This window comes from Candidatus Nitrosopumilus sp., from assembly GCF_028278985.1.
GTDB lineage: Archaea > Thermoproteota > Nitrososphaeria > Nitrososphaerales > Nitrosopumilaceae > Nitrosopumilus.
Genome location: NZ_JANQTA010000031.1, coordinates 1 through 19,072, shown reverse-complemented (window position 1 = coordinate 19,072; position 19,072 = coordinate 1). Strand labels below are relative to the sequence as shown.

At 34.1% G+C, this 19,072-nt stretch carries 25 protein-coding genes, 1 tRNA gene and 1 pseudogene; 5 read left to right on the top strand and 22 right to left on the bottom strand.

From position 1 onward, the window contains the following. Nucleotides 1-43: 43 nt before the first annotated feature. From Q0941_RS09835 to Q0941_RS09825, 3 genes are all read right to left on the bottom strand, one after another. Nucleotides 44-271 (bottom strand): hypothetical protein, encoded by a 228-nt coding sequence (locus Q0941_RS09835; RefSeq protein ID WP_299293669.1) that lies wholly within the window; start codon nt 269-271, stop codon nt 44-46. 155 nt (nt 272-426) lie between these two features. Beyond that, a complete protein-coding gene (locus Q0941_RS09830) occupies nt 427-1,692 on the bottom strand; it encodes a divalent metal cation transporter (RefSeq protein WP_299293666.1) in 1,266 nt (421 codons plus the stop codon). 35 nt (nt 1,693-1,727) lie between these two features. Continuing rightward, on the bottom strand, nt 1,728-2,282 hold the full coding sequence (locus Q0941_RS09825) for a DNA-3-methyladenine glycosylase I (RefSeq protein ID WP_299293662.1): 555 nt from the start codon (nt 2,280-2,282) through the stop codon (nt 1,728-1,730). A gap of 48 nt (nt 2,283-2,330) precedes the next feature. On the opposite strand from Q0941_RS09825, the gene Q0941_RS09820 reads away from it, so the two are divergent. After that, entirely contained in the window at nt 2,331-2,756 is a 426-nt protein-coding gene (locus Q0941_RS09820; RefSeq protein ID WP_299293660.1) for a hypothetical protein, read from the top strand. On the opposite strand, the gene Q0941_RS09815 is transcribed toward Q0941_RS09820, so the two are convergent. The 5 genes from Q0941_RS09815 to Q0941_RS09795 form a co-directional block, all read right to left on the bottom strand. Further along, nucleotides 2,757-3,155, bottom strand: a complete 399-nt coding sequence (locus Q0941_RS09815; RefSeq protein WP_299293657.1) for a CBS domain-containing protein — start codon at nt 3,153-3,155, stop codon at nt 2,757-2,759. A 51-nt stretch (nt 3,156-3,206) separates the two neighbouring features. Beyond that, nucleotides 3,207-3,362, bottom strand: coding sequence for a hypothetical protein (locus tag Q0941_RS09810; protein ID WP_299293654.1), 156 nt, complete (start codon nt 3,360-3,362; stop codon nt 3,207-3,209). A gap of 71 nt (nt 3,363-3,433) precedes the next feature. Next, nucleotides 3,434-3,691, bottom strand: a complete 258-nt coding sequence (locus Q0941_RS09805) for a hypothetical protein (protein ID WP_299293651.1) — start codon at nt 3,689-3,691, stop codon at nt 3,434-3,436. Further along, entirely contained in the window at nt 3,684-4,022 is a 339-nt protein-coding gene (locus tag Q0941_RS09800) for a hypothetical protein (protein ID WP_299293648.1), read from the bottom strand. Before Q0941_RS09800 ends, Q0941_RS09805 begins: the two co-directional genes overlap by 8 nt. Before the next feature lie 31 nt (nt 4,023-4,053). Further along, nucleotides 4,054-5,124, bottom strand: coding sequence for an ATP-binding protein (locus tag Q0941_RS09795; protein WP_299293645.1), 1,071 nt, complete (start codon nt 5,122-5,124; stop codon nt 4,054-4,056). A gap of 318 nt (nt 5,125-5,442) precedes the next feature. Between Q0941_RS09795 and Q0941_RS09790 the strand changes: the two genes are divergently transcribed. Then, the gene (locus Q0941_RS09790) at nt 5,443-5,754 is read left to right on the top strand and encodes a C2H2-type zinc finger protein (protein WP_299293642.1); all 312 of its coding nucleotides are present in this window, start codon (nt 5,443-5,445) and stop codon (nt 5,752-5,754) included. 28 nt (nt 5,755-5,782) lie between these two features. Here Q0941_RS09790 and Q0941_RS09785 read toward each other — a convergent pair whose 3' ends face one another. From Q0941_RS09785 to Q0941_RS09775, 3 genes are all read right to left on the bottom strand, one after another. After that, complete coding sequence (locus Q0941_RS09785) at nt 5,783-7,399, bottom strand: plastocyanin/azurin family copper-binding protein (protein ID WP_299293639.1); 1,617 nt, start codon at nt 7,397-7,399, stop codon at nt 5,783-5,785. 989 nt (nt 7,400-8,388) lie between these two features. Further along, on the bottom strand, nt 8,389-8,691 hold the full coding sequence (locus Q0941_RS09780) for a hypothetical protein (RefSeq protein ID WP_299293636.1): 303 nt from the start codon (nt 8,689-8,691) through the stop codon (nt 8,389-8,391). A 315-nt stretch (nt 8,692-9,006) separates the two neighbouring features. Next, nucleotides 9,007-9,174, bottom strand: coding sequence for a hypothetical protein (locus tag Q0941_RS09775; RefSeq protein WP_299293633.1), 168 nt, complete (start codon nt 9,172-9,174; stop codon nt 9,007-9,009). A 660-nt stretch (nt 9,175-9,834) separates the two neighbouring features. Here Q0941_RS09775 and Q0941_RS09770 point away from each other — a divergent pair. Then, a complete protein-coding gene (locus Q0941_RS09770) occupies nt 9,835-10,071 on the top strand; it encodes a hypothetical protein (RefSeq protein ID WP_299293630.1) in 237 nt (78 codons plus the stop codon). Between the two features lie 250 nt (nt 10,072-10,321). Here the strand turns inward: Q0941_RS09770 and Q0941_RS09765 are convergent, their stop codons facing one another. Further along, nucleotides 10,322-11,092, bottom strand: coding sequence for a hypothetical protein (locus Q0941_RS09765; protein ID WP_299293628.1), 771 nt, complete (start codon nt 11,090-11,092; stop codon nt 10,322-10,324). Nucleotides 11,093-11,190: 98 nt separating this feature from the next. Then, a complete protein-coding gene (locus tag Q0941_RS09760) occupies nt 11,191-11,547 on the bottom strand; it encodes a nuclear transport factor 2 family protein (RefSeq protein ID WP_299293626.1) in 357 nt (118 codons plus the stop codon). Nucleotides 11,548-11,666: 119 nt separating this feature from the next. Between Q0941_RS09760 and Q0941_RS09755 the strand changes: the two genes are divergently transcribed. After that, a complete protein-coding gene (locus Q0941_RS09755; RefSeq protein ID WP_299293623.1) occupies nt 11,667-12,422 on the top strand; it encodes a hypothetical protein in 756 nt (251 codons plus the stop codon). Nucleotides 12,423-12,431: 9 nt separating this feature from the next. Here the strand turns inward: Q0941_RS09755 and Q0941_RS09750 are convergent, their stop codons facing one another. The 8 genes from Q0941_RS09750 to Q0941_RS09715 all read right to left on the bottom strand — a co-directional run bounded on the left by Q0941_RS09750 (nt 12,432) and on the right by Q0941_RS09715 (nt 17,953). Beyond that, nucleotides 12,432-12,824, bottom strand: a complete 393-nt coding sequence (locus tag Q0941_RS09750; protein WP_299293620.1) for a DUF6659 family protein — start codon at nt 12,822-12,824, stop codon at nt 12,432-12,434. A gap of 67 nt (nt 12,825-12,891) precedes the next feature. Continuing rightward, nucleotides 12,892-13,968, bottom strand: a complete 1,077-nt coding sequence (locus Q0941_RS09745) for an agmatine deiminase family protein (RefSeq protein WP_299293617.1) — start codon at nt 13,966-13,968, stop codon at nt 12,892-12,894. A 30-nt stretch (nt 13,969-13,998) separates the two neighbouring features. Next, nucleotides 13,999-14,436, bottom strand: a complete 438-nt coding sequence (locus tag Q0941_RS09740) for a universal stress protein (RefSeq protein WP_299293614.1) — start codon at nt 14,434-14,436, stop codon at nt 13,999-14,001. A gap of 33 nt (nt 14,437-14,469) precedes the next feature. Continuing rightward, the gene (locus Q0941_RS09735; protein ID WP_299293611.1) at nt 14,470-15,603 is read right to left on the bottom strand and encodes a thermonuclease family protein; all 1,134 of its coding nucleotides are present in this window, start codon (nt 15,601-15,603) and stop codon (nt 14,470-14,472) included. 246 nt (nt 15,604-15,849) lie between these two features. Continuing rightward, a tRNA-Arg gene (locus tag Q0941_RS09730) sits at nt 15,850-15,924 on the bottom strand. Nucleotides 15,925-15,962: 38 nt separating this feature from the next. Next, nucleotides 15,963-16,778: a hypothetical protein gene (locus Q0941_RS09725; RefSeq protein ID WP_299293609.1), complete on the bottom strand. Its 816-nt coding sequence runs from the start codon at nt 16,776-16,778 to the stop codon at nt 15,963-15,965. Further along, the gene (locus Q0941_RS09720; protein WP_299293607.1) at nt 16,775-17,200 is read right to left on the bottom strand and encodes a hypothetical protein; all 426 of its coding nucleotides are present in this window, start codon (nt 17,198-17,200) and stop codon (nt 16,775-16,777) included. The genes Q0941_RS09725 and Q0941_RS09720 overlap by 4 nt, the downstream gene beginning before the upstream one ends. A 39-nt stretch (nt 17,201-17,239) precedes the next feature. After that, a complete protein-coding gene (locus Q0941_RS09715; protein WP_299293604.1) occupies nt 17,240-17,953 on the bottom strand; it encodes an MIP/aquaporin family protein in 714 nt (237 codons plus the stop codon). Nucleotides 17,954-18,053: 100 nt separating this feature from the next. Between Q0941_RS09715 and bcp the strand changes: the two genes are divergently transcribed. Then, nucleotides 18,054-18,518 carry a thioredoxin-dependent thiol peroxidase gene (gene bcp / locus Q0941_RS09710; protein WP_299293601.1) on the top strand — a complete coding sequence of 155 codons (465 nt, stop codon included), beginning with the start codon at nt 18,054-18,056 and terminating at the stop codon, nt 18,516-18,518. Between the two features lie 31 nt (nt 18,519-18,549). Here the strand turns inward: bcp and Q0941_RS09705 are convergent. Then, nucleotides 18,550-19,072 (bottom strand): annotated as a pseudogene (locus Q0941_RS09705) (trans-sialidase); the annotation flags it as partial.

Sequence of the window (19,072 nt, the reverse complement as noted above, 5' to 3'; positions counted from 1 at the left end):
ATGAAATTCTTGTTGAATTTAAGGAATTTGGAACAACAACAAATCACAAATGACTTCTAATTATCCCTACAACAGACATCAAGGTAAAACCAAATGAGAGACCCGTCATAAAGGGAATGGGATAAAATTCTTTTTTATGCAATCGACTTCTAATGCTCTTAAAAATTGCGGCAGGAAGAGTAATGAGAACTAGTATCGATATAGACAAGTGCCAAAGATGAGTAGTTGTTGCAAAAATTTGTTGGATTGCAGTTAAAGGTTCATCAGACAATTGCAGAGATTGAAAACGGTGTTCAATATACGGAACAAAAATTCCAACTGCTATACCTATTAAAAATAAAATTAGAACTTTATCCATTGTCTGAAAGAATTACAAGAAAATAAACATATTTTTAGATTCATTTAATTTTTCTAACCTTTTAGTTGTCAAGAAAAGAATTTTGTGACCAAAAAGAAAATTGCAAATCCTGTCAAAAATACAATTCCTGCAAAGCTAAGAATTTTTAGAAGTACAGAAGGATGGTGCTCTGTTGGAAGATATTTTCCTGTAACTAGTCTGAAATTAAAGATTGCAATTATGGGGGCTATAACAAATGACAAAACAGTTGCAAAATCAACTAGTTCTTTTAGATTTCCTGCAAACTGGAAAATAACTATCAGAGAACCAATTGAAAGAATTATCAGAAAAACTACGTAAAATGTACGGAATTTTGTGCGTATTTTCTCTTCTTTTTTAGAGAAAATTAACTCAACTGTTCTCTGCAAAGACCGAGAATAGCCATCAAACAATGCAATAATGGTTCCAAACATTACAGAAAATGCCGAAGCTGCAATCACAACATAACTCCATTCCCCTATTGTCTGAGTGTACAAAGTAACTACCTTGTGTGCAAAACTCGAATTGCTATTTGGTAATTCTTCACCTGAACCATAAAAGATGAAAGTTCCAAGAACTACAAACATCACGGCTAAAACACCAGTAATCAGGTATGCAAGCCGGAATTCAAGTAAGGTTTCCTTTAGTTTTGGTTTGTAACTTGTCTGCTTTGAACGCTCAAGTGTCCACAAGCTATTCCAGCTAGAAAGATCCAATGGTGCAGGCATCCAACCCATTAATGCAAGCAAGAAAAAGATTCCAGCAAGATTCCACAATTCTTTTGGAGCAAATCCAGGAACTTCTTCAATTGGACCATTATACAATGCAAGCAAAAATGCTGAAACAGTTGATACTAGCAAAACAATGGCAATTATCTTAATCAGACTATCAAGGACATTGTATTTTCCAACTGCTAAAATGCCAACACAAATTGCAAATAAAATAACTACAGTAAACTCTTCAAGAAAATCAATTCCAAATAGATTCTCAAAAAATCCTGCAGTAACAAATCCTACAGCTCCTGTTACAAAAAACATTGAACAGATTGTGATGATAAAATACATCCATAATGCAGGTCTTCCAAGTTTTTTGTAGCCATCTATAATACTTGTCTGAGTAGAGTTTGCATATCGAGAGCCATATTCAAAGAAGGGATACTTTAGAACAGTAGCTAACACAACAAATCCTAAAATCATTAATCCAAAGTCAGCACCTGCACGAGTTGATTGAATCAAGTGAGATACACCAATTGCAGTACATGCAAAAAGTATTCCAGGTCCTGCAGTTTTTGAAAATTGAGAAAGTTTAGAATTCATTATTTTATACAGGGTTGATATTCCAACCTTAAAAATTATTTTTGAAAACGAAAGCATTCAACAGTATGATCATTTACCATTCCAATTGCCTGCATCAGAGCATAGCAAATTGTAGGGCCAACAAAATTGAATCCACGTTTTTTGAGGTCTCGGCTTAATTTTTCAGAGATTTCAGTAGATGCGGGCAAATCAGTGTATTTCTTGAAACTATTTTTGATGGGCTTGCCATTGACAAAACCCCACAGATACTTGTCAAAAGAGCCAAACTCTTTCTGAACTTTGAGAAATTGCTTGGCGTTGTTCACTGCTGAGTTGATTTTGAGTTTATTTCGGATTATGGATTCGTCTTTGAGTAGTTTTTCTATGCGCTTTTCAGAGTATTTTGCCACCTTTTTGGCATCAAAATCAGAAAATGCCTTCCTATACCCTTCTCGTCTGTTCAGAATTGTGGTCCATGAAAGACCTGCCTGAGCCCCTTCTAAGACCAAAAATTCAAACAATTTTTGATCGTCATGCTGGGGACGACCCCATTCCTTATCATGGTATGACATATTTGGTTCTTCAGCTGCCCACTCACATCTCTTTTTCATTACCATTTCAGAGTTAACACAAAATATTAGTTAAAAGAAACGGTCATCATGAAACTCAATCAGCAGTTGCTGCAGATTAACCGCAACTTTTTGATCTGTTTTGCAATATCTGCATCACTTTCTGCAGTTGTTGCTCAACTGTTAGCTGATCAAGAAAATTATCTAAACACAACATTTACCATAATTTTTGGATACGTTGTATATTTTGGAATTTTTTCAGTGTTGTTTTACTTTGACAACAGAGAACGATACAAGAATATGAAGTCAGGTTTAATTAAAAAAGAAATCATTGCAATCATTTCATCATTTGGAGTAGGAGAAATAATTTATCTTGCTATCAGATGGCCATCATTGTATTACTTTTTAGAAATTGGAATAGAACCATATCTTGCATCATTGATTTCTGAAGTAATCTCTACTGCATGTTATATGGCATCAGTTACAGTATTTCTTAGAAAGACAAAAACGTTCTAATTATTTTGCAAGTTGGTTTACTAAATCAGTTGAAGTAATAATTCCAACAATCTTTCCATTATCAGATACTGCTAGTTTTCTAATTTTTTTGCTACTCATTATTTCTGCTGCTGAAGAAATTGGTGCATCATTTGGAATTGTAATTAATGGTGATGACATTATTTTTTCAACTGGAGTATCAAATGGTAAGCTTTGTGCTGCAATTTTTGTTGCAAAATCTCTATCAGTAATAATTCCAATTGGGATTTCATTTTCTTTAACAATAATTGCTCCAATACCACCTTGCTCCATCATCTTTGCAATCTGAAGTGAGGTTGTTGCAGGATTTACAGAAATGAGTGCTCTAGTCATAATGTCTTCTACTTTGATTTTAGAATAGTCAAAGTCTTCTCGGCTCATTACCAATATACAAAATTGTGATATTTAAGAAATTCACACTATAGGCGGTAACTAGGATTGCTTTTCTTGAAATTTATCCATTTCATGCTGCAAAATCACCATCAATTCTGAATAAAGGCGCTCCAATTCTTCTAAATCAGTTCCTGCGGCAAGCAATTCCTTGATTTTTCTCTCAAAGTTTTCAAGAATCTGTGTTTCCAGTGCCATACCCATATTTGGTAATGAGTATGATTATAATAAATATTATGAAAGTATTATTTTTGACAGACTTTATTTCATTAGGCATAATGACGCACAAAATAGATCGTAGTAACTAATGGAACTAGTACACCACCAAATAAGAAAATTGTATTTATTGCATAGTAATCACGATTCTCATTTACACATTTGTTCTGCTTTGATTTTTCAAGATCACCACACTTTGGAAGATAATCATTTGCCATAAACCATAATGCATCACCTAGGTATCCTCCTCCAAAGAATCCAGCAATTCCTAATGCAATTGCAAGTATGACACCATATCCTTGTCTATTCACGGTTATCAAGAATTTTTTTTAGAATTCGAAATGCAGTTGCATGTTTTTCAGGAGTGATCCATAATCTTTTGTAAATTTTAAAATCAGTTTCTAAAACTATGGCTTTTTTCTTTGCAGGTCGTGTTGCATCAAAGTGAAACCAATCCCTAAAATTGTTTGAACCAGAAATTCTAAGGCGCCCTGAAAACAATCCCATGTTTTTTTCAGAAATCTTCTTGATGTGAACCAGTTTTACATCTTTTTTACCCCAGGGTAAACACCAAGAACGGAATCGAAGTTTGTCATCGAAAATTTGAATATGTTTATCACTATACAAAACAGATTTCGACATAACTAGTCTGATTATTTTTGACTATTAGATCTTACGGTGATTTTGGCAGTGTAAATCTAAAGACTGTGCCCTCTCCTACCTTTGATTCAAAGTCAATTTTGCCCAAATGCTGTTCTATGATAGTTTTAGTAATTGGTAATCCAAGACCAGTACCAATTTGTCTAGTAGTGAATAAGGGATCAAATATCTTTGTAGTAAGTGTATGAGGGATTCCAGGTCCCGTATCAGTGATTGTAATCTCTACTTCAAAGTCAGATTCAGTGAAATCGACGCTTAATTTGCCAGTTTTTCCCATCGCCTGCATCGCATTCAATAATAGATTTCCAAATGCAATTCCAATTTTTTGTTTATCACAATTTATGACGACATCATTTTCAGGCAAAATAATTTCAACGTCTTTTTGAACGATTAATTCATCAAGAGTAGTTTCAATGATTTGTTTTAGGGAATTTTCCTGAATTTTTAACGGATGAGGGGTAACAAATTCTAAAACTTCGTTTATTTGATGATCAATTCTTACAGTTGCACGATGAATTGCCTTGAACATCTTTGCGTATTTGTCTAATACAGGATCCTTTTCAAATTTGATTAATTCAATGTAATTTTTAATCACGCCTAATGGATTTTTTATATCATGTGCAATTCTAATTGATAATTCCCCCATAACATCTAGTCTATCTTGTTTTAGAACACTAAGATCTTTTTTCATCAAAGAGATTTCTGTAATATCACGAATTGCAGTATTGCTTCCAATCAAGTCACCATTTTTGTCATATAGATTGTTTGCACTAAGTAATGCTAAAAATTTATCACCATTTTTTTTCTTTAACCAAATTTCAAAATTTTGAACAGGTAAACCTGTCTTCCATCTTTCAAATGAAGTTCTAATGTCTGAAAAACTTTCTTCATCAGTATGCTCAAAGATATGTTTTCCAATAATTTCTGAGCGTTTGTATCCTAGAGTGTCTGCATAAGATTTGTTACAATTAATTATGATTCCATCAAGATTAATTGTCCTATACAAGTCTGGGGAATTCTCATAAAGACTACGATACAGTTCGTATGATGTAAGATTATCAAACGGGTTTGAAGAGTCTGCCATATTTAAAATCAAAAATCAAATTATCTAACAGAGTGTTCTTTCGATACAAACAAGCTATAGTAAGGTATGAACATAGTATATCCTATGAATTTAGTACCTAATTTCACCACATTTTATGCACGAAATTGTTCCATTTTTAGCATATTCGTGTAGGCATAAAGACACTCTGCAGCCTGTTCCAACAGAACAAGACATTGCTTCATTGTTTTCTTGCATGAATTTCCTTTGTTTAGAGATTAAAAACATCCAGTTTGTTGACAACAAACAAACTTGTAGAACATAAAATGAACCTAAATACAGGAATTTTCTAGGATTAGTATGATTACTGTAAATTGTTCTGAAGTTCTACCAATACAGCAGGAATTGCTAATTTATGTTTCAGATGATATTGGTGCAATTCCAACAATGAAGCGACATGAATTTGTTTTATCACCAATAGAAAATGATGAAACAATTGATCAAGTAGAAGTAACAACATCAATTAGAGGATATTTGGATTCCATTGGACAAGGAAAAAACTTTGGAGTAATTTCAAAATCTGAAACAATTTTCATCAAATCAATTAACGGTGAAAAAATGCCAGGACAAGCAAAACCAGTTCATTCAATTCGTTCTTGTTGTGGTTTGTAAAAATAAAAAGAAAAAAAGGAATTATTTCCTATTCGACATTAACTGAGCCTTCCATCCATGGATGCAATTGACAGTAATAGTAGTACTCACCTGCGGTGTCGAATGTATAAGACCATTCATCGCCACCAGACATGAAACCACTATCAAATAAACCATTTTCATCATCAGATGAAGGTTTTTCTGCACCTGTTGGATTAACTGAAGTTACTGTGTGTGGTAGTGTATCAGTGTTAACAAATGTTACTGTGTCACCAACATGAACATGTAGATCATTTGGTAAGTAACACCAATTATCTGCCTCACATCCTGGAACACCAGAACCTGCTGGCATACCAACATGATTTGCTGGCAAGTCTAACACTGGAATACCATCATCATCGCCAGATTGCATTGCAGCCATTTCAGCTTCTTCAATTATTTCATGCATTTCATGTAATACATGGTCTACAGAATCATTTCCTGAATTGTAGATACTGATTTGGGTACCAATATCATCAATTAGATCTGATGTGATGTAGAGTGAAGTAAAGCCTTCATGTACTTCAATGACACCTGCTATGGCATCTTCAGCTGGCATTTTGTCTAATTCATACTTGTGTAGATGTTCATCTATTGCTCCAATAAACTCTGGATCCACATTTTGTGGTTCAGCTGACAAGTGGACTGCTTCAATAAAGGTGTCTCCTGATAGCTTACCAGAATCCATCAATGCAATTTTCTCATCAACTGCTTCAATCAAGTCAGATGTGATGTACAATCCAACAAAGCCGTCATGTACTTCTACAATACCATCGATTGCTTCATCAGCTGAGATTGCATCTTTCTCGAACATGTGAATCACTTCGTCTAATGCACCCTGATACTCAGGATTGACGTTTTGTGGTTCAGCTGTCAAGTGTACTGCTTCAACTGCATCGCCTCCTGATAGTTTACCAGAATCGATGTGACCGATGATTACATCAACTGCTTCAATCAAGTCAGATGTGATGTACAATCCAACAAAGCCGTTGTGAACTTCGATGATTCCATCAATAGCGTCTTCAGCTGACATTGCATCTTTCTCGAACATGTGAATCACTTCGTCTAATGCACCCTGATACTCAGGATTGACGTTTTGTGGTTCAGCTGTCAAGTGAATTGATTCAATTGCTTCTTCAGCGTTGAGAGTTCCTCTGTTGTAGAGATTTAATTTATCTGCTACACCATTGATAATGTCATTAGAGATTCTTGCATTAACATATGCAGTATGTACATCTTTGATTCCATCTAGAGCTTCTTCAGCTGAGATTTTATCCAATTCGAATTTGTGGATAAAAACATCTAGTTGTGCTGGATATTCAGAGTCTGCAGTACGTGCATTTGGTACAATTTTTCCTTTGCTGTGATCATCATGATCATCTGAATGCATCGGAGTAGAATCTACTTGGACACTTGGGGCACTCAAGTATGACTTAAACCAGTTTGCCTGATATGCTTCTTTTCCGCCCGGATATTCAGAACATAGCGATAGTCCACAGATATCGGTTGCAGGGCCGCCTTGATTTTTAGCTTTTAGTGCTTCGGCTTCTGGAATCATATTTCCAGATAATCCTACAACTCCAACCATTAAGACTGCTGTAATGAATACGGTTAGATTTCGAGTCATCATTGAAAAGTTAGGCCGGCCTAGTATACTTAATCCTGAGTCTTTTTCTCATTATATAGAACAAGAATAGAAAATAACTCTACTTCCATTTGTGCAGGTTTTTCTGAAAAATGGTTGAAACAGTTACAGGACGCATTTGTAATTTATCTTTATTTTCTTCTATACAATTTGAACACAGATAATGAGACTTGTCACAATAATTGCAATAGACTTTTTCTGTTAGAGGATTGATTTTGCACATTTCACACATGATTTGTTCTTTAAGATTTTTTGAAATCATATCTCATCAATTAATTGATTTTTCAACAACGTGAATTCGCTTCCATTTACTTCCTCTAGGTGAAGTTCTCAGTTTGTATTTACAGCATGGACAACGAGAACCATCCCAATTGATAAAAACTTCACAGTATTGACATCTTTTTTGTCCAGCGATGTATCGTTTTCCATCTGAAGGGCGTTTAGATTTATAGTTTAAACATACAAGTTTACAGAACATGAACAAAATTTGTTAAAGTAGATAATAATAATATCAATAATTTCAAAATCCTAGTTTAGCAAATTAGAATAAGATTACCAAATGACATCAAACACAACTATAGAATAAAGACTTGCAATTTGATAAATCTATAATAATTTTTAGAAAGTATCTACATTGTCATACAATGCATCGACATTAGCCCTAGAAATGTACTGTAAGACTAGAGAAATTGGAAACCAAATGAAAATAGTTGTTCATCCTAATTAACACGGAGGGGTATTTCTATTGGCATGAGTCAACATGGTTTTCAATTCTCTAATTTGTTCAAGTTTTCTCATGCAGTTGAAGAATGAATATGAGTTTGGATTTCTTCAATAGAGTTACAACATTTACAGATTGTAGAAACAACTAATTTGCATTGTTCGCACTTTGAATATTCTTTAATCTCACAGCCACAAATTCTACACAATTCACTTTTCAATGTGATCACAAAAATAATAGGAATAATCAGTCACTTGGATAAGACTGATAGAATTGGCATTACATCCCATTGATACAATTCATAGGTCAAAATTCCAGAGCAAATATCTTCATATTTTTTGTAAAATGCCCTAGCTTCCTCCTCTGTAGCCTCAAAAACAGCCATAGAAGACAATGCATTGTCAAAAGGTCCAGAAAGCATGATTTTTCCATTTGCATGCCACTCATCCACTAATGTAGAAACTTGTGGAGATATCCGTTGTAAGTCCTGAGGATTGGTATCTTGCTTAATGCTACTTACAATCACCCATGGTTTAACATCAGATTGACTCATACTAGTTATTTATTAAAAAATTAATTAAAGATGATGCTCAGTACATTTTCTTATTTTATTATTATGAAACAAGACAAAGTATTAGATTAGAAAAGTACACAAGTTTAGAACAACAAAAAGAAACCACAGTCAGATATAATTAATTTGAAAACTAAGAATGAGTTGGCCGTGCTGTGATCTGACATCATTACAAGTCAGCTTGGCCAAAGATCATTGGAAAAATTGGAAATTACAATAGTTCTCCATTCATTACCGACCAGGTATAGTATTGCTATTGGCGTTTTGTCACCTTCCAATTTTCCAATGATCAAAAAATTATTTTGAAAATTTACTTTTTCGCTTTGCTCGTAACTGAGTTCCACAGCAAGGACATATGATTCCCTCATATAGTATGTAGATATTGCATGCTGTGCATCGTTTTGTACCAGGATCATATCGTTTTTTTTCAGATTTGTATCTCTCACAGATTCCTCTACAAGTCAACAGCATCACTTTTTTCTACATTTAGGACATTGTATGTAACCAGGATAATGATTTGTAAAAAAGGACCCACAATCACGGCATGAGGAAAATTTTACAAACAAAGTCACACCACAAATAAAAATTTGAAAAATTAAAACAGGATCTTTATTTTACAAACATAGAATAATTGTTAAAAAAAATCATTGGTTGCTGAAATGCCAGTAGAATCTTCCAGAATTATGATAGCATAATAGCAACCAACGATAATTAGTTCAAGCTAATTAGAGATAATTAAGATGTCTCTTATCTCCAAAAGATATTCTATGAGTGTAGAATTATAATTTAGGCACAAAATTTTGAGAGATTTGGAAATTAAATATTATAATCTCACTACTGAGGATTCCACTCTATGTTTGTTTGAGCGAGTAGAATAACGAACTCTAGTATTGCAACATGGACATCTCAGAAATTTTTCTTTAAAATAATAATCACAATTTCTGCAATAGCACCCACCATTTTCATATGTGAACTGTTTTGAGGATGGCTCAAAATCCGAACACTTTTGCTTGCATTCTGAAATACCCATTTGAAAAACTAAAAAATAAAGATATTTCAATATTTTTCTTATTATCAGATCATATTCTATTAAAAATTCATATATTCATAGGTAGTAAGAACATCATGCCATTTAGAATCAATTACAAATTCAAAGATGATGACAATTACTATACATGCCTAGTTACTGAAGAGCAATTTCAGAACTTTCAGGCACTACCAGCAATCGAGATTTGTATGAAAGACAAAGAAGTTCACGATGATGTAAATAACAACATGGAAGATGTTGAAGTAGCATTGGATTTGGCTAAAAATAACGATACCAGTAAAATGAAGAAACTATCTGATGTAATCTCAGAGTGATTTCATTAAAACCAATTTTTGCTTTAGTTTTCTTGCCCTAGGTTTTGTTCGAAGTAACCTTCCACAACATGGGCACCACAATCCATCCCATTTTACAAATATTTCACATTCAGGACATCGCTTTTGACCATTTGCATATCTACTGCCTTCATTATTTTTTACATAGTACTGTTTGCAAGAGCCGTTACAGTGCACAATAACAAAAAGAATCACATACAAAAAAGACTATTGTTTTGGAACAGATCAGAATCTATTTTTCAAACAAATCAACTGTGATCTTAGTCATTGGTCTTGATAGTTCATCAGGAATCACAATTAGTAATCCTGCAGTATCTGCTACATTTTCACAAGTTCCTGCAAATTTTTGAAAGTTGTGACCAAAGCATCCTTCAGAATCATAGTACTCAAAATGCTCTGAGAACAAAAAGTAATTCCATTGCTGAGCAAAAGATGAGACAAAATAGACGTCAAATCCTACAGAATCATCATTTATGGATACTTCATACTCATAGTTTGTTGAAGCCTTTGAAGTACATATTGGGACAAACTGTGCAAATCCGTTTTCAAGTTTTTGTGCTTGCTCAGCATCAGAATATGCCGAATTTTTGATTATTTTTTCTGAATTAAATAATGCAAAGTTGTTTCCAAGCAAATCCAATCCAGTTTTTGCATAATGGAACCATTGTGATTGACAATCCATATAATCAAACTGAACTGCAACTACAGGTTTTGAATTAACATACTGTAAACCATTTTGCCTGTTTTTTGCACCATGTTTTGAAATATCTGATTCTTCATTTTCACCTGAAACAAATTCTCTATCCCAGGAAGTTGTTACATCAACTATCAAGTTTCTAGGATAGCTATTCCATTCAGGTTGAAAGTGAATGTAATTTGCATACTCGTTGGTCTGTTCTATCGTTTCAATATTTTTTAATTCTCTAGGATTTGCAAAAGAATCTCCAACAACTGATGTTGAGAGTAATGTAAGAGAAATCATCATTATGATGGCTAATTTCACAATATTATATCGTCAAATAATATTATTAATTGATTGGTACAAACTCAAGAGAGAAAATAGGAAACAGGAGTCTCAAAGCCAAAATTTGTTAAAAAATTCTAGTTACCTTCAGGTAGTACTGAAGAATGATGTGACAATATTTTCCAGGCATCCCCAGTTTTTATGAAAACAAATGTGTATCTTGCTTTCACGGTTTTACCATCTACTATGAAATTGTACAAACCAGAGTTTGCAACAAGAGAATCAGTTTCATGTTTATGTTGAGTGACAATTTCAACATCAACTTGAGATTTTAGTAGATTCTCAAAGTATTTCAAGATAAGATCATGCCCTGGACGTTCAATATCAGAGAAGGTTCCTAGTAATAGACCATCTTCTGGATGGTATAATTCTGCTACTTGGTTTGGATCGTTAGTACGAATTTTTTCAACCCAAGTTTCTAACATACCAGTCATGATTTAACTGAATTTTTACCCTAAATATTATTTTTCATCAATCATTTAGTTCACTTCTCCCTAATACTGGAACATAGATGTGAAAATTCTTATCTGAATAAAATTCATAAAATTCTGTTATGGGATTATTTGATAGATTTAGTCGAACGTTTGACAAATACGGATATGATCTAGATGGCTATGACAAAGATGGATTTGACAAAAAAGGGTACAATAAAGATGGATTTGATACAGATGGTTTTAACAAAAATGGGTATGACAAAAAAGGGTTTAACAAAAAGGGGTTTAACAAACACGGATTCGATAAAAAAGGATATGACAAAAATGGATTCAAAGAGGGATATGATGAGGATGGATTTGATTCCAGAGGTTACAATAGAGAGGGATTCAACAAAAATGGGTATGACAAAAAAGGATATGACGAAGAAGGTTATGACAATCGCGGTTTTTCGATAGACGGAATTCACATCGAAACAAAATCACCTTTTGATAAAGAGGGATTTAACAAAAAAGGGTACAATAAAGATGGTTTTAACAAAAATGGATTTGATAAAAATGGGTACAATAAAGATGGGTTTAACAAAAATGGATTTGATAAAAATGGGTATGATAGTAACGGGTATGATAAACAAGGATATGACAAAAATGGATTCAACACAGAAGGATTCGATGAAAATGGATTTGATAGTAAGGGATACAATGAAAATGGATTTGATAGTAACGGATATGATTTAGATGGATATGATGAAAATGGATTTGATAGTAACGGATATGATAAACAAGGATATGATCACCTAGGTTATGACAAAGAAGGTTACAATCAAGAAGGATATAACAAATTCAACAAAAAGAAAGACGAAGTATCAAGTGAATAAATCATTTGATTATTCTTCATTTTCTCCCCATTGTCTACCTAATTTTGATAAAATCCTAAATGCAAATATATCAATATTGATGTGAGGCTCTGCAAGAATCATTACTGCCTTGTCAAAGATTGGAAAACTCATTATTACAACTCGTTCCCTTCTTGATGCAGAGTATTTTACGTGACCTAATTCAGAATTGAATTTTTTTCTTTTTGTTACACGAGATGCTAATTCAGAGCATATTGTCTGATGTTGCTCATCACTAAGTCTAGAGCAAGTTTCAGGTTTGTAACCACCAGTCAAAAGAGAACCTTCTCCATCCAACAAGCCTGCAAAAAGAATTTCCGGATCTTCTAAAATCTTGGAGCATTTTTCAGAGTATTCATTCAAGTCTAGATTATTTTCACTCATATCATAAATTCACATCTAGATTATTTAAGAGCAATTTTGTACAAAACAGAATTAGCATTAGATAAAATTAAGACTCGAGAATTTTTTCTGCATTAATTCCATCGGTAGTCCATGTCAAACATCTAACACTACCACCCATAAAACAAACATTTGATGCATCAATACTAACTACTTTTTTGGTGGTGTGAGATTGAATCAATTCCAAAACCATTTGATCTTTTTCCAAACCATATACTGGAACATAGATGTGATTCTCAGTTACAAGGGAGTTGAGATAATAGCCACATGCTGAAGGCCAATCTCGCCACAATTCAGGCTGAAGATCATAAGGAATTTCTACTATCTTAATGTCAGAAAATGATTCTTCTAGTTCTGATAGAACTTCGCTTCTAAATGGTTCCTGATATTCATTGACTAGTAATTTGTCGGATTCTGCCCACATTACCATTCCATCTGAATGTCCTGTAATGTCACCCTCTTCTTCAGGAAGATATGCAATTTCAGTTACTTTCAACAATTCCTTTAACATTGAATCAATTTCTGATTCAGAATATTGTGGATTGTCTGCAAAAACTCTAACAGTTGTAACTGCTTTGTCATCGCCATTAAAAACAAGATTGCCACCATCTAAAATCAAATCAGATTTTTGACTAGAAAGATTTTTTGCATCAAACCAATCTCTAAAACTATCATCAATCCATACAGAATCTTCATTTTCAAGATACTGAGGTTTGTAATCAAATTTGACTTCAGTTATTGTATCTACAGTTCCAAAATCACGAATCCAAATGTCTGCAACATCAGATACATGAATTACTTCATCAGGAATTTGCCCCTCAAACAAATGCTTTGTATCTTCATCTACAAGTAACACAACATTGTCTTTTCCATAGATAGTGTTAACAGCATCAATATCATATTCAATGATTTCAGAAAATACTTCCTCATAGTATTCTTCATTAATTGATGGTGCTACCATTACAACTAGAGATTTTTCTTTATCTTTGACTGGTTCCTTCAAAGTTTCTGCATATTCTTCAATTTCACGCATGTCAACCATGTTACTTCTAGACGGAACGGAAATTACTACAATGATAAAAATTACAATGCTCAGTGAAATTAATCCTATTTTTTTCTTTGACATGTTTTATCCATGGATTGTGAAAGAGATTTCTCAGGATTTCATTGTAAGCAAGTGACAATGAGATTTGTGATGAATGTGATTTATGATATCATCAAATAGAGTGATTTCCTCCATGGATAGTTTTGGATAATCTACAATTAGCAAGTCAGTTTTATGGTCCTTTACATAATCAATAACCCAATGAGAGATATTTTCAACTAGGGCAAATTTTGTCTTGATTGGTACACCTTCTTTCTTTGCAATTTCTTTCCAGTTTTCTAATTCTTCCTTTAGTTTGTCAACTTGTGTTTGTGTTGTTTTTTTGTCAGATTTTGTCTCAAAGAAGTAGAATTTTGGAGGAGTTTTGTACATACATTCGATGACAGTTAATTCGGCATCAAATTTTTTTGCCATCTCTAAACCAAGATCAAAGGATTTCTTGGTGTGAGTTGGAGTGATAATTGCAACAACAATTTTCTTTAGAGACATTTGAAATTCTCACTTGTAGAGTAAATTAAAGGATTACCGTTCTGAATCAGATTCACAACCATGTTTTAGTGCCCAGGGTTGAGTAGAAAATTCACTTTGATCACAAAATGCAGAATACAGATCACCTAATCCTAAATCAAGTAACTCTTTGTTCAGATTCATATCGTTACAGTAGACTACTCCTAAAAGTCGGCCATACTTGTCTTCAAGTTGCATATCATCCTGATCAACTACAGCTGTTGAACCAACTGGACAGATTTGTTCAATAAAGCCTAAAGATTGACCTCCATCATATTTTATTTTAGGAGCATCAACTAATGCAAATCTAATAATTTCATCATCCACATGTAATGTATCACCATCAACAATTTTTGTAACAGTACCAGAAATGCATCGTGTAGTTCCCAAGCATAGAGCATTTTCAGATTCAACATCATCGTCACTTGGCCCTGCATCAAGTTCCAAAGAAGGAGGATCAATCTGAGAGGATGTTTGGACTCTAATTGTTCCACTGCCAACCAAATATTCAATTCCTTTTACAAAATCAAAATCAGAAATCATGCCATCTGCCCACCAAGCAGCATTTGTTCTAATCCAATCAGGAATTCCATCACTCTTTTCTTCTCTTGGTTGAGTTGCAGGGATTGAAATGGTTCCTTCTTTGATTAGAAATTCTATACCAGAAACAAAGGTTTGATCATCTATAGAGCCGTCAGCCCACCAAGCAGCATTGTTACGTATCCAACTTGGGATTTCATTCTGATTTGATTCATCATCAACAATAACAGATAATGATTCGTATTGGTGTGTACATACTTCTCGATGAATTTCTCGGCATTGACTAATTACTTGTATGGAGTAGTCTCCAATTTCTGCATCAGTTGGTATTGGAATGGATATAGCAAATACTCCATCAATTTCACTAGTTGTGTATTCATCAAAAATTTTTGTCTCATTAGGATTTGTTGCAGTTATTTGTAACAATACATCTGATGTTGGTTCATCATTGTATTCTACCCATCCTGAAATAATGATATTTTCTCCTTGTTTGTAATTAGTTTTGTCTGAAGTTATTATCGGACTAGACACATGGGTTTGAAATGAATCTAAAATTATGATGTTGGAAGAAAATAAAATAACTACAATCACAAGCATGCTTTTTATCATATTGTTTCTCAAAAAAACTAGTATTTCAACTGAATTATGTAGTTTGATTATTGTAAAGTATTGGACTTTAGAAAAAGGGGCTTTTCTTATACCTCGGACAGAAACATTTGCTGCAACCAGTACCAGACTCTGAATCAGAATGTTCTGCCTCTTTATGTCCACAAACACATTTTGCCATTTCTAATACATTTTTTCATCTCCATCATTATTTGTAATTATTGAATTGATGTTGTAATTTAGGAAGAACGGACCCGACCGGATTCGAACCGGCGACCTAACGCTCCGCAAGCGTTCGCACTATCCAAGCTATGCAACGAGTCCGAAAAGTTTGGTAAGTTTAGGCTTAATTTGGATTGCTATTACCCAGATTCTGCAAAAATGTATGGAGTGTCATCAGGTTCATGAAATGTCCAGACAGTTGGAAGAGTAATTTTTTGGATTTTTTTCAAATCATTATTTTCAATTAGTGTGCCCCATCCAGCCTCACCTTTAGGATCTGCGGCATATTTTGGAGACAAGGTTCCTGCAAAAGCCCAACCTGACTTTTGTTTTAATTCTGAATTAATTTTCTCCAACACACCAGATGCCAAACCAGTTCCACCCATTTGAGCAAGACCACCAATGAAGAATATTGGGCGAGTTAAATTTAATGTAGAATAATCAAATGTCGTAGCATCTGAACAGTGGGGATGAAAATCAAGCGAAGTGACTAGTAACTTTTGAAGATCAACTAGTATGTCATCTAGTTCTATACTGTATGATTCCATATCCAAAACTTTACCACAAAAAGCTATTCTTCCATCACCTGAACCAATATCAATAATTTCAGAAAACCCAAGTTCTTTGGCATATAATGCACCAATGTATGCAGACATTATCCATGTTGGAGAAAATGGAGCATTGCTGGAACCATGCTGAATGCTATTCAACCAATATTTGTTAATGTCACCCTCATAAACAATGCAATCAACGTCATTGACTTTTAATTCAAATGAATGGTAATAGATAGGATTCTTTGTTGCAAACTGATGTAGTAATTCCAAGTTCTGTTGAGGAATAGAAAATGTATCAGTGGTAGATTTTGGAATTACTTCTTGGACCTGACTTTTACCTTCATAGATTTTTGCAAACTCTTTTTTTAGTTCAACAAGATTTTTTGCAAGATCTTCAATCATGACAATCCTTTCTGATATTGTTCAACAAATTCTTTGGTACTCATCTTTTTGCGAAGATCCTCAAACATTGTAGACTCTTTTTCAATGTCTTCTTGAGATTTTTCATTAGAACTTGATTGTAGAATTTTTGTTGTTTCTTGGATTGATGTAGTTAGGGAATCTAGAATTTTTGGGTGGATTTTAGCATCAAAGTTTGATGATATGAAATCTCTAGTCTCAGAGATTTTTGCCATCAGAGGCTTGTGTTCATCTCCGGAAAGTTGATGAGAGAGCATCTCACACATCGAGGACACATTCATGACCTGATAATATGTCTCGACAATTTCAGGAACTCCCATATCCGAATCAGTAGCCTTTGTTACTAAATTTTGAAGTTTTGCAAATTCTGCATCAAGCATTGCAGAAATATCATCAACACTCATTACGAAAAAAGAATTATCAAATTTTTAAAAATGTTAGGATTATGCTTCTTTTTCTGCTTTATTGACATAGATGTAGTTCATAATCAATCCAGCAATAATACCGCCAACGATTGGACCTACCCAATATAGCCATTGAACTTCCCACAATCCAGCATCTCCAGAAAGCAATGTTGGAGACAAAGATCTTGCAGGATTCATTGATGCACCAGTTAGAGGAACACCTACTAAGTGGAGTAAGAAGACCATTCCACCAATTACAGCACCGTAAACACTTTTTGGTGCTTTCTTGTGAACTGCAGTCATAAAGATTACAGTAACCAAGAAGAATGTAAGAATAATTTCAAGTACTAATCCAGACATCAAACTTCCACCAAGCAAATCACTTGGTCCACCATGTGCACCCCAGAAAACAGGTTTGCCAATTTCAGGGAATAAAGCAATTAGAGTACCAGTTGCAATGATTGCACCAATTATTTGAAATATGATATATCCAATGCCATCTGCAATTCCAATCTTCTTTGTGATCATCATTGGAATAGTTACTGCAGGATTAATGTGAGCACCAGAAATATGTCCAAATGCATATACCATAAATGCAATTGCTGCACCGTGACCCAAAGAGATCATGATGATTCCTTCAATAGTTAATCCTTCACCAAAAACTGCTGCTGCAAGAATCACAGACAATGGACCAAAGAAGACCAATGCAAATGTGGCAATTGCTTCTGCAAACCAGTTTCTAGGACTAACCATACGCAAAAACCCCGCCAATTTCCATATAAAAGATTCGGACTAGCTTTTTGATCAAGTTGGGTCAAAAAGTAATTAATTACAGAATATCAGATCATAAAACATGCTAGAAGAAGGTGATTCTGTTCCAAAATTCAAAGTAATGGATTCAAAGGGAAACCAGGTAAAATCGTCTGATTTTAAGGGCAAAAAACATGCCATCTATTTTTACCCAAAAGACTTCACTCCAGGATGTACAACTGAAGCTGATGAATTTGCTAAAGATTACAAAAAATTCCAAAAAGAAGGAATTGAGATTGTGGGAGTCAGCCCAGATGATGTAGATTCACACAAAAAATTCTGCGACAAAATGGGAATCAAATTTCCACTGTTATCAGATGTAGACAAGGAGATTTCAAAATCATTTGGAGTGTGGGGTTTGAAAAAATTCATGGGTAGAGAATACATGGGTGTTATGAGAAGTACGTTTTTGGTAGATGAGAAAGGAAAAATTTTCAAAGTATACCCCAAGGTTAAACCAGCAGGACATGCCCAACAAGTTCTAGATGATTTTAAGAATCTAAATTAAAAATAAAGTAAAAGAAAGGATTGTAGAAAGATTAGAATCCTTTTGGAAGAGTTCCTCTAGATTGTTTTGGAGCTTCCGGTTCAGGTTCTGGTTGTGGTTCGAACCCTTTTGGTAAACTACCTCTTGTAGCTGAAGCTCTCTTCTTTGCTTCTTCTTCGAGTAATCTATCGAATTCTTTTTCTTGCTCGATTTGTTGTTGCTCGATTCTTTCCAAGTAATCTTTTTCATATTCTTCGAGTTGTTGTTTTCTTGATTTTCCTTCACTAGAACTATAGCTAGTTTGTTGTGGAGGAGGTGCTTGTTCAGGTGGTGGAGCTTGCTGTGTTTGTGCTTGTTCCATACCTTTTGGAAGTGTACCCTTTGGTTTTGGTGGTTCTGGAGGAGGTGCTTGCTGTGTTTGTGCATTTGCATCAACACCTTCTACTGTCATGTTACTACCACTGAAACCTCCAAACGTTTTGTCTGGTGGATGATATGCAAGTCTTGCTCTTGTTGCAAAGTATTGGTTTGATGGTTGTGTGTAACCAGTAACTTTTGCTTTCTGCTCATTCCAG

Excerpts from the sequence above, each read along its gene's own strand:
- Q0941_RS09800 (WP_299293648.1), bottom strand. The coding sequence starts at position 4,022 with ATGTCGAAATCTGTTTTGTATAGTGATAAACATATTCAAATTTTCGAT.
- Q0941_RS09795 (WP_299293645.1), bottom strand. The coding sequence starts at position 5,124 with ATGGCAGACTCTTCAAACCCGTTTGATAATCTTACATCATACGAACTG.
- Q0941_RS09725 (WP_299293609.1), bottom strand. The coding sequence starts at position 16,778 with ATGATTGAAGATCTTGCAAAAAATCTTGTTGAACTAAAAAAAGAGTTT.
- Q0941_RS09810 (WP_299293654.1), bottom strand. The coding sequence starts at position 3,362 with ATGGCACTGGAAACACAGATTCTTGAAAACTTTGAGAGAAAAATCAAG.
- Q0941_RS09815 (WP_299293657.1), bottom strand. The coding sequence starts at position 3,155 with ATGAGCCGAGAAGACTTTGACTATTCTAAAATCAAAGTAGAAGACATT.
- Q0941_RS09750 (WP_299293620.1), bottom strand. The coding sequence starts at position 12,824 with ATGAGTGAAAATAATCTAGACTTGAATGAATACTCTGAAAAATGCTCC.
- Q0941_RS09720 (WP_299293607.1), bottom strand. The coding sequence starts at position 17,200 with ATGAGTGTTGATGATATTTCTGCAATGCTTGATGCAGAATTTGCAAAA.
- Q0941_RS09770 (WP_299293630.1), top strand. The coding sequence starts at position 9,835 with ATGCCATTTAGAATCAATTACAAATTCAAAGATGATGACAATTACTAT.
- Q0941_RS09740 (WP_299293614.1), bottom strand. The coding sequence starts at position 14,436 with ATGTCTCTAAAGAAAATTGTTGTTGCAATTATCACTCCAACTCACACC.
- Q0941_RS09780 (WP_299293636.1), bottom strand. The coding sequence starts at position 8,691 with ATGAGTCAATCTGATGTTAAACCATGGGTGATTGTAAGTAGCATTAAG.
- Q0941_RS09790 (WP_299293642.1), top strand. The coding sequence starts at position 5,443 with ATGATTACTGTAAATTGTTCTGAAGTTCTACCAATACAGCAGGAATTG.
- Q0941_RS09745 (WP_299293617.1), bottom strand. The coding sequence starts at position 13,968 with ATGTCAAAGAAAAAAATAGGATTAATTTCACTGAGCATTGTAATTTTT.
- Q0941_RS09760 (WP_299293626.1), bottom strand. The coding sequence starts at position 11,547 with ATGACTGGTATGTTAGAAACTTGGGTTGAAAAAATTCGTACTAACGAT.
- Q0941_RS09785 (WP_299293639.1), bottom strand. The coding sequence starts at position 7,399 with ATGACTCGAAATCTAACCGTATTCATTACAGCAGTCTTAATGGTTGGA.
- Q0941_RS09735 (WP_299293611.1), bottom strand. The coding sequence starts at position 15,603 with ATGATAAAAAGCATGCTTGTGATTGTAGTTATTTTATTTTCTTCCAAC.
- Q0941_RS09825 (WP_299293662.1), bottom strand. The coding sequence starts at position 2,282 with ATGAAAAAGAGATGTGAGTGGGCAGCTGAAGAACCAAATATGTCATAC.
- bcp (WP_299293601.1), top strand. The coding sequence starts at position 18,054 with ATGCTAGAAGAAGGTGATTCTGTTCCAAAATTCAAAGTAATGGATTCA.
- Q0941_RS09830 (WP_299293666.1), bottom strand. The coding sequence starts at position 1,692 with ATGAATTCTAAACTTTCTCAATTTTCAAAAACTGCAGGACCTGGAATA.
- Q0941_RS09820 (WP_299293660.1), top strand. The coding sequence starts at position 2,331 with ATGAAACTCAATCAGCAGTTGCTGCAGATTAACCGCAACTTTTTGATC.
- Q0941_RS09755 (WP_299293623.1), top strand. The coding sequence starts at position 11,667 with ATGGGATTATTTGATAGATTTAGTCGAACGTTTGACAAATACGGATAT.
- Q0941_RS09715 (WP_299293604.1), bottom strand. The coding sequence starts at position 17,953 with ATGGTTAGTCCTAGAAACTGGTTTGCAGAAGCAATTGCCACATTTGCA.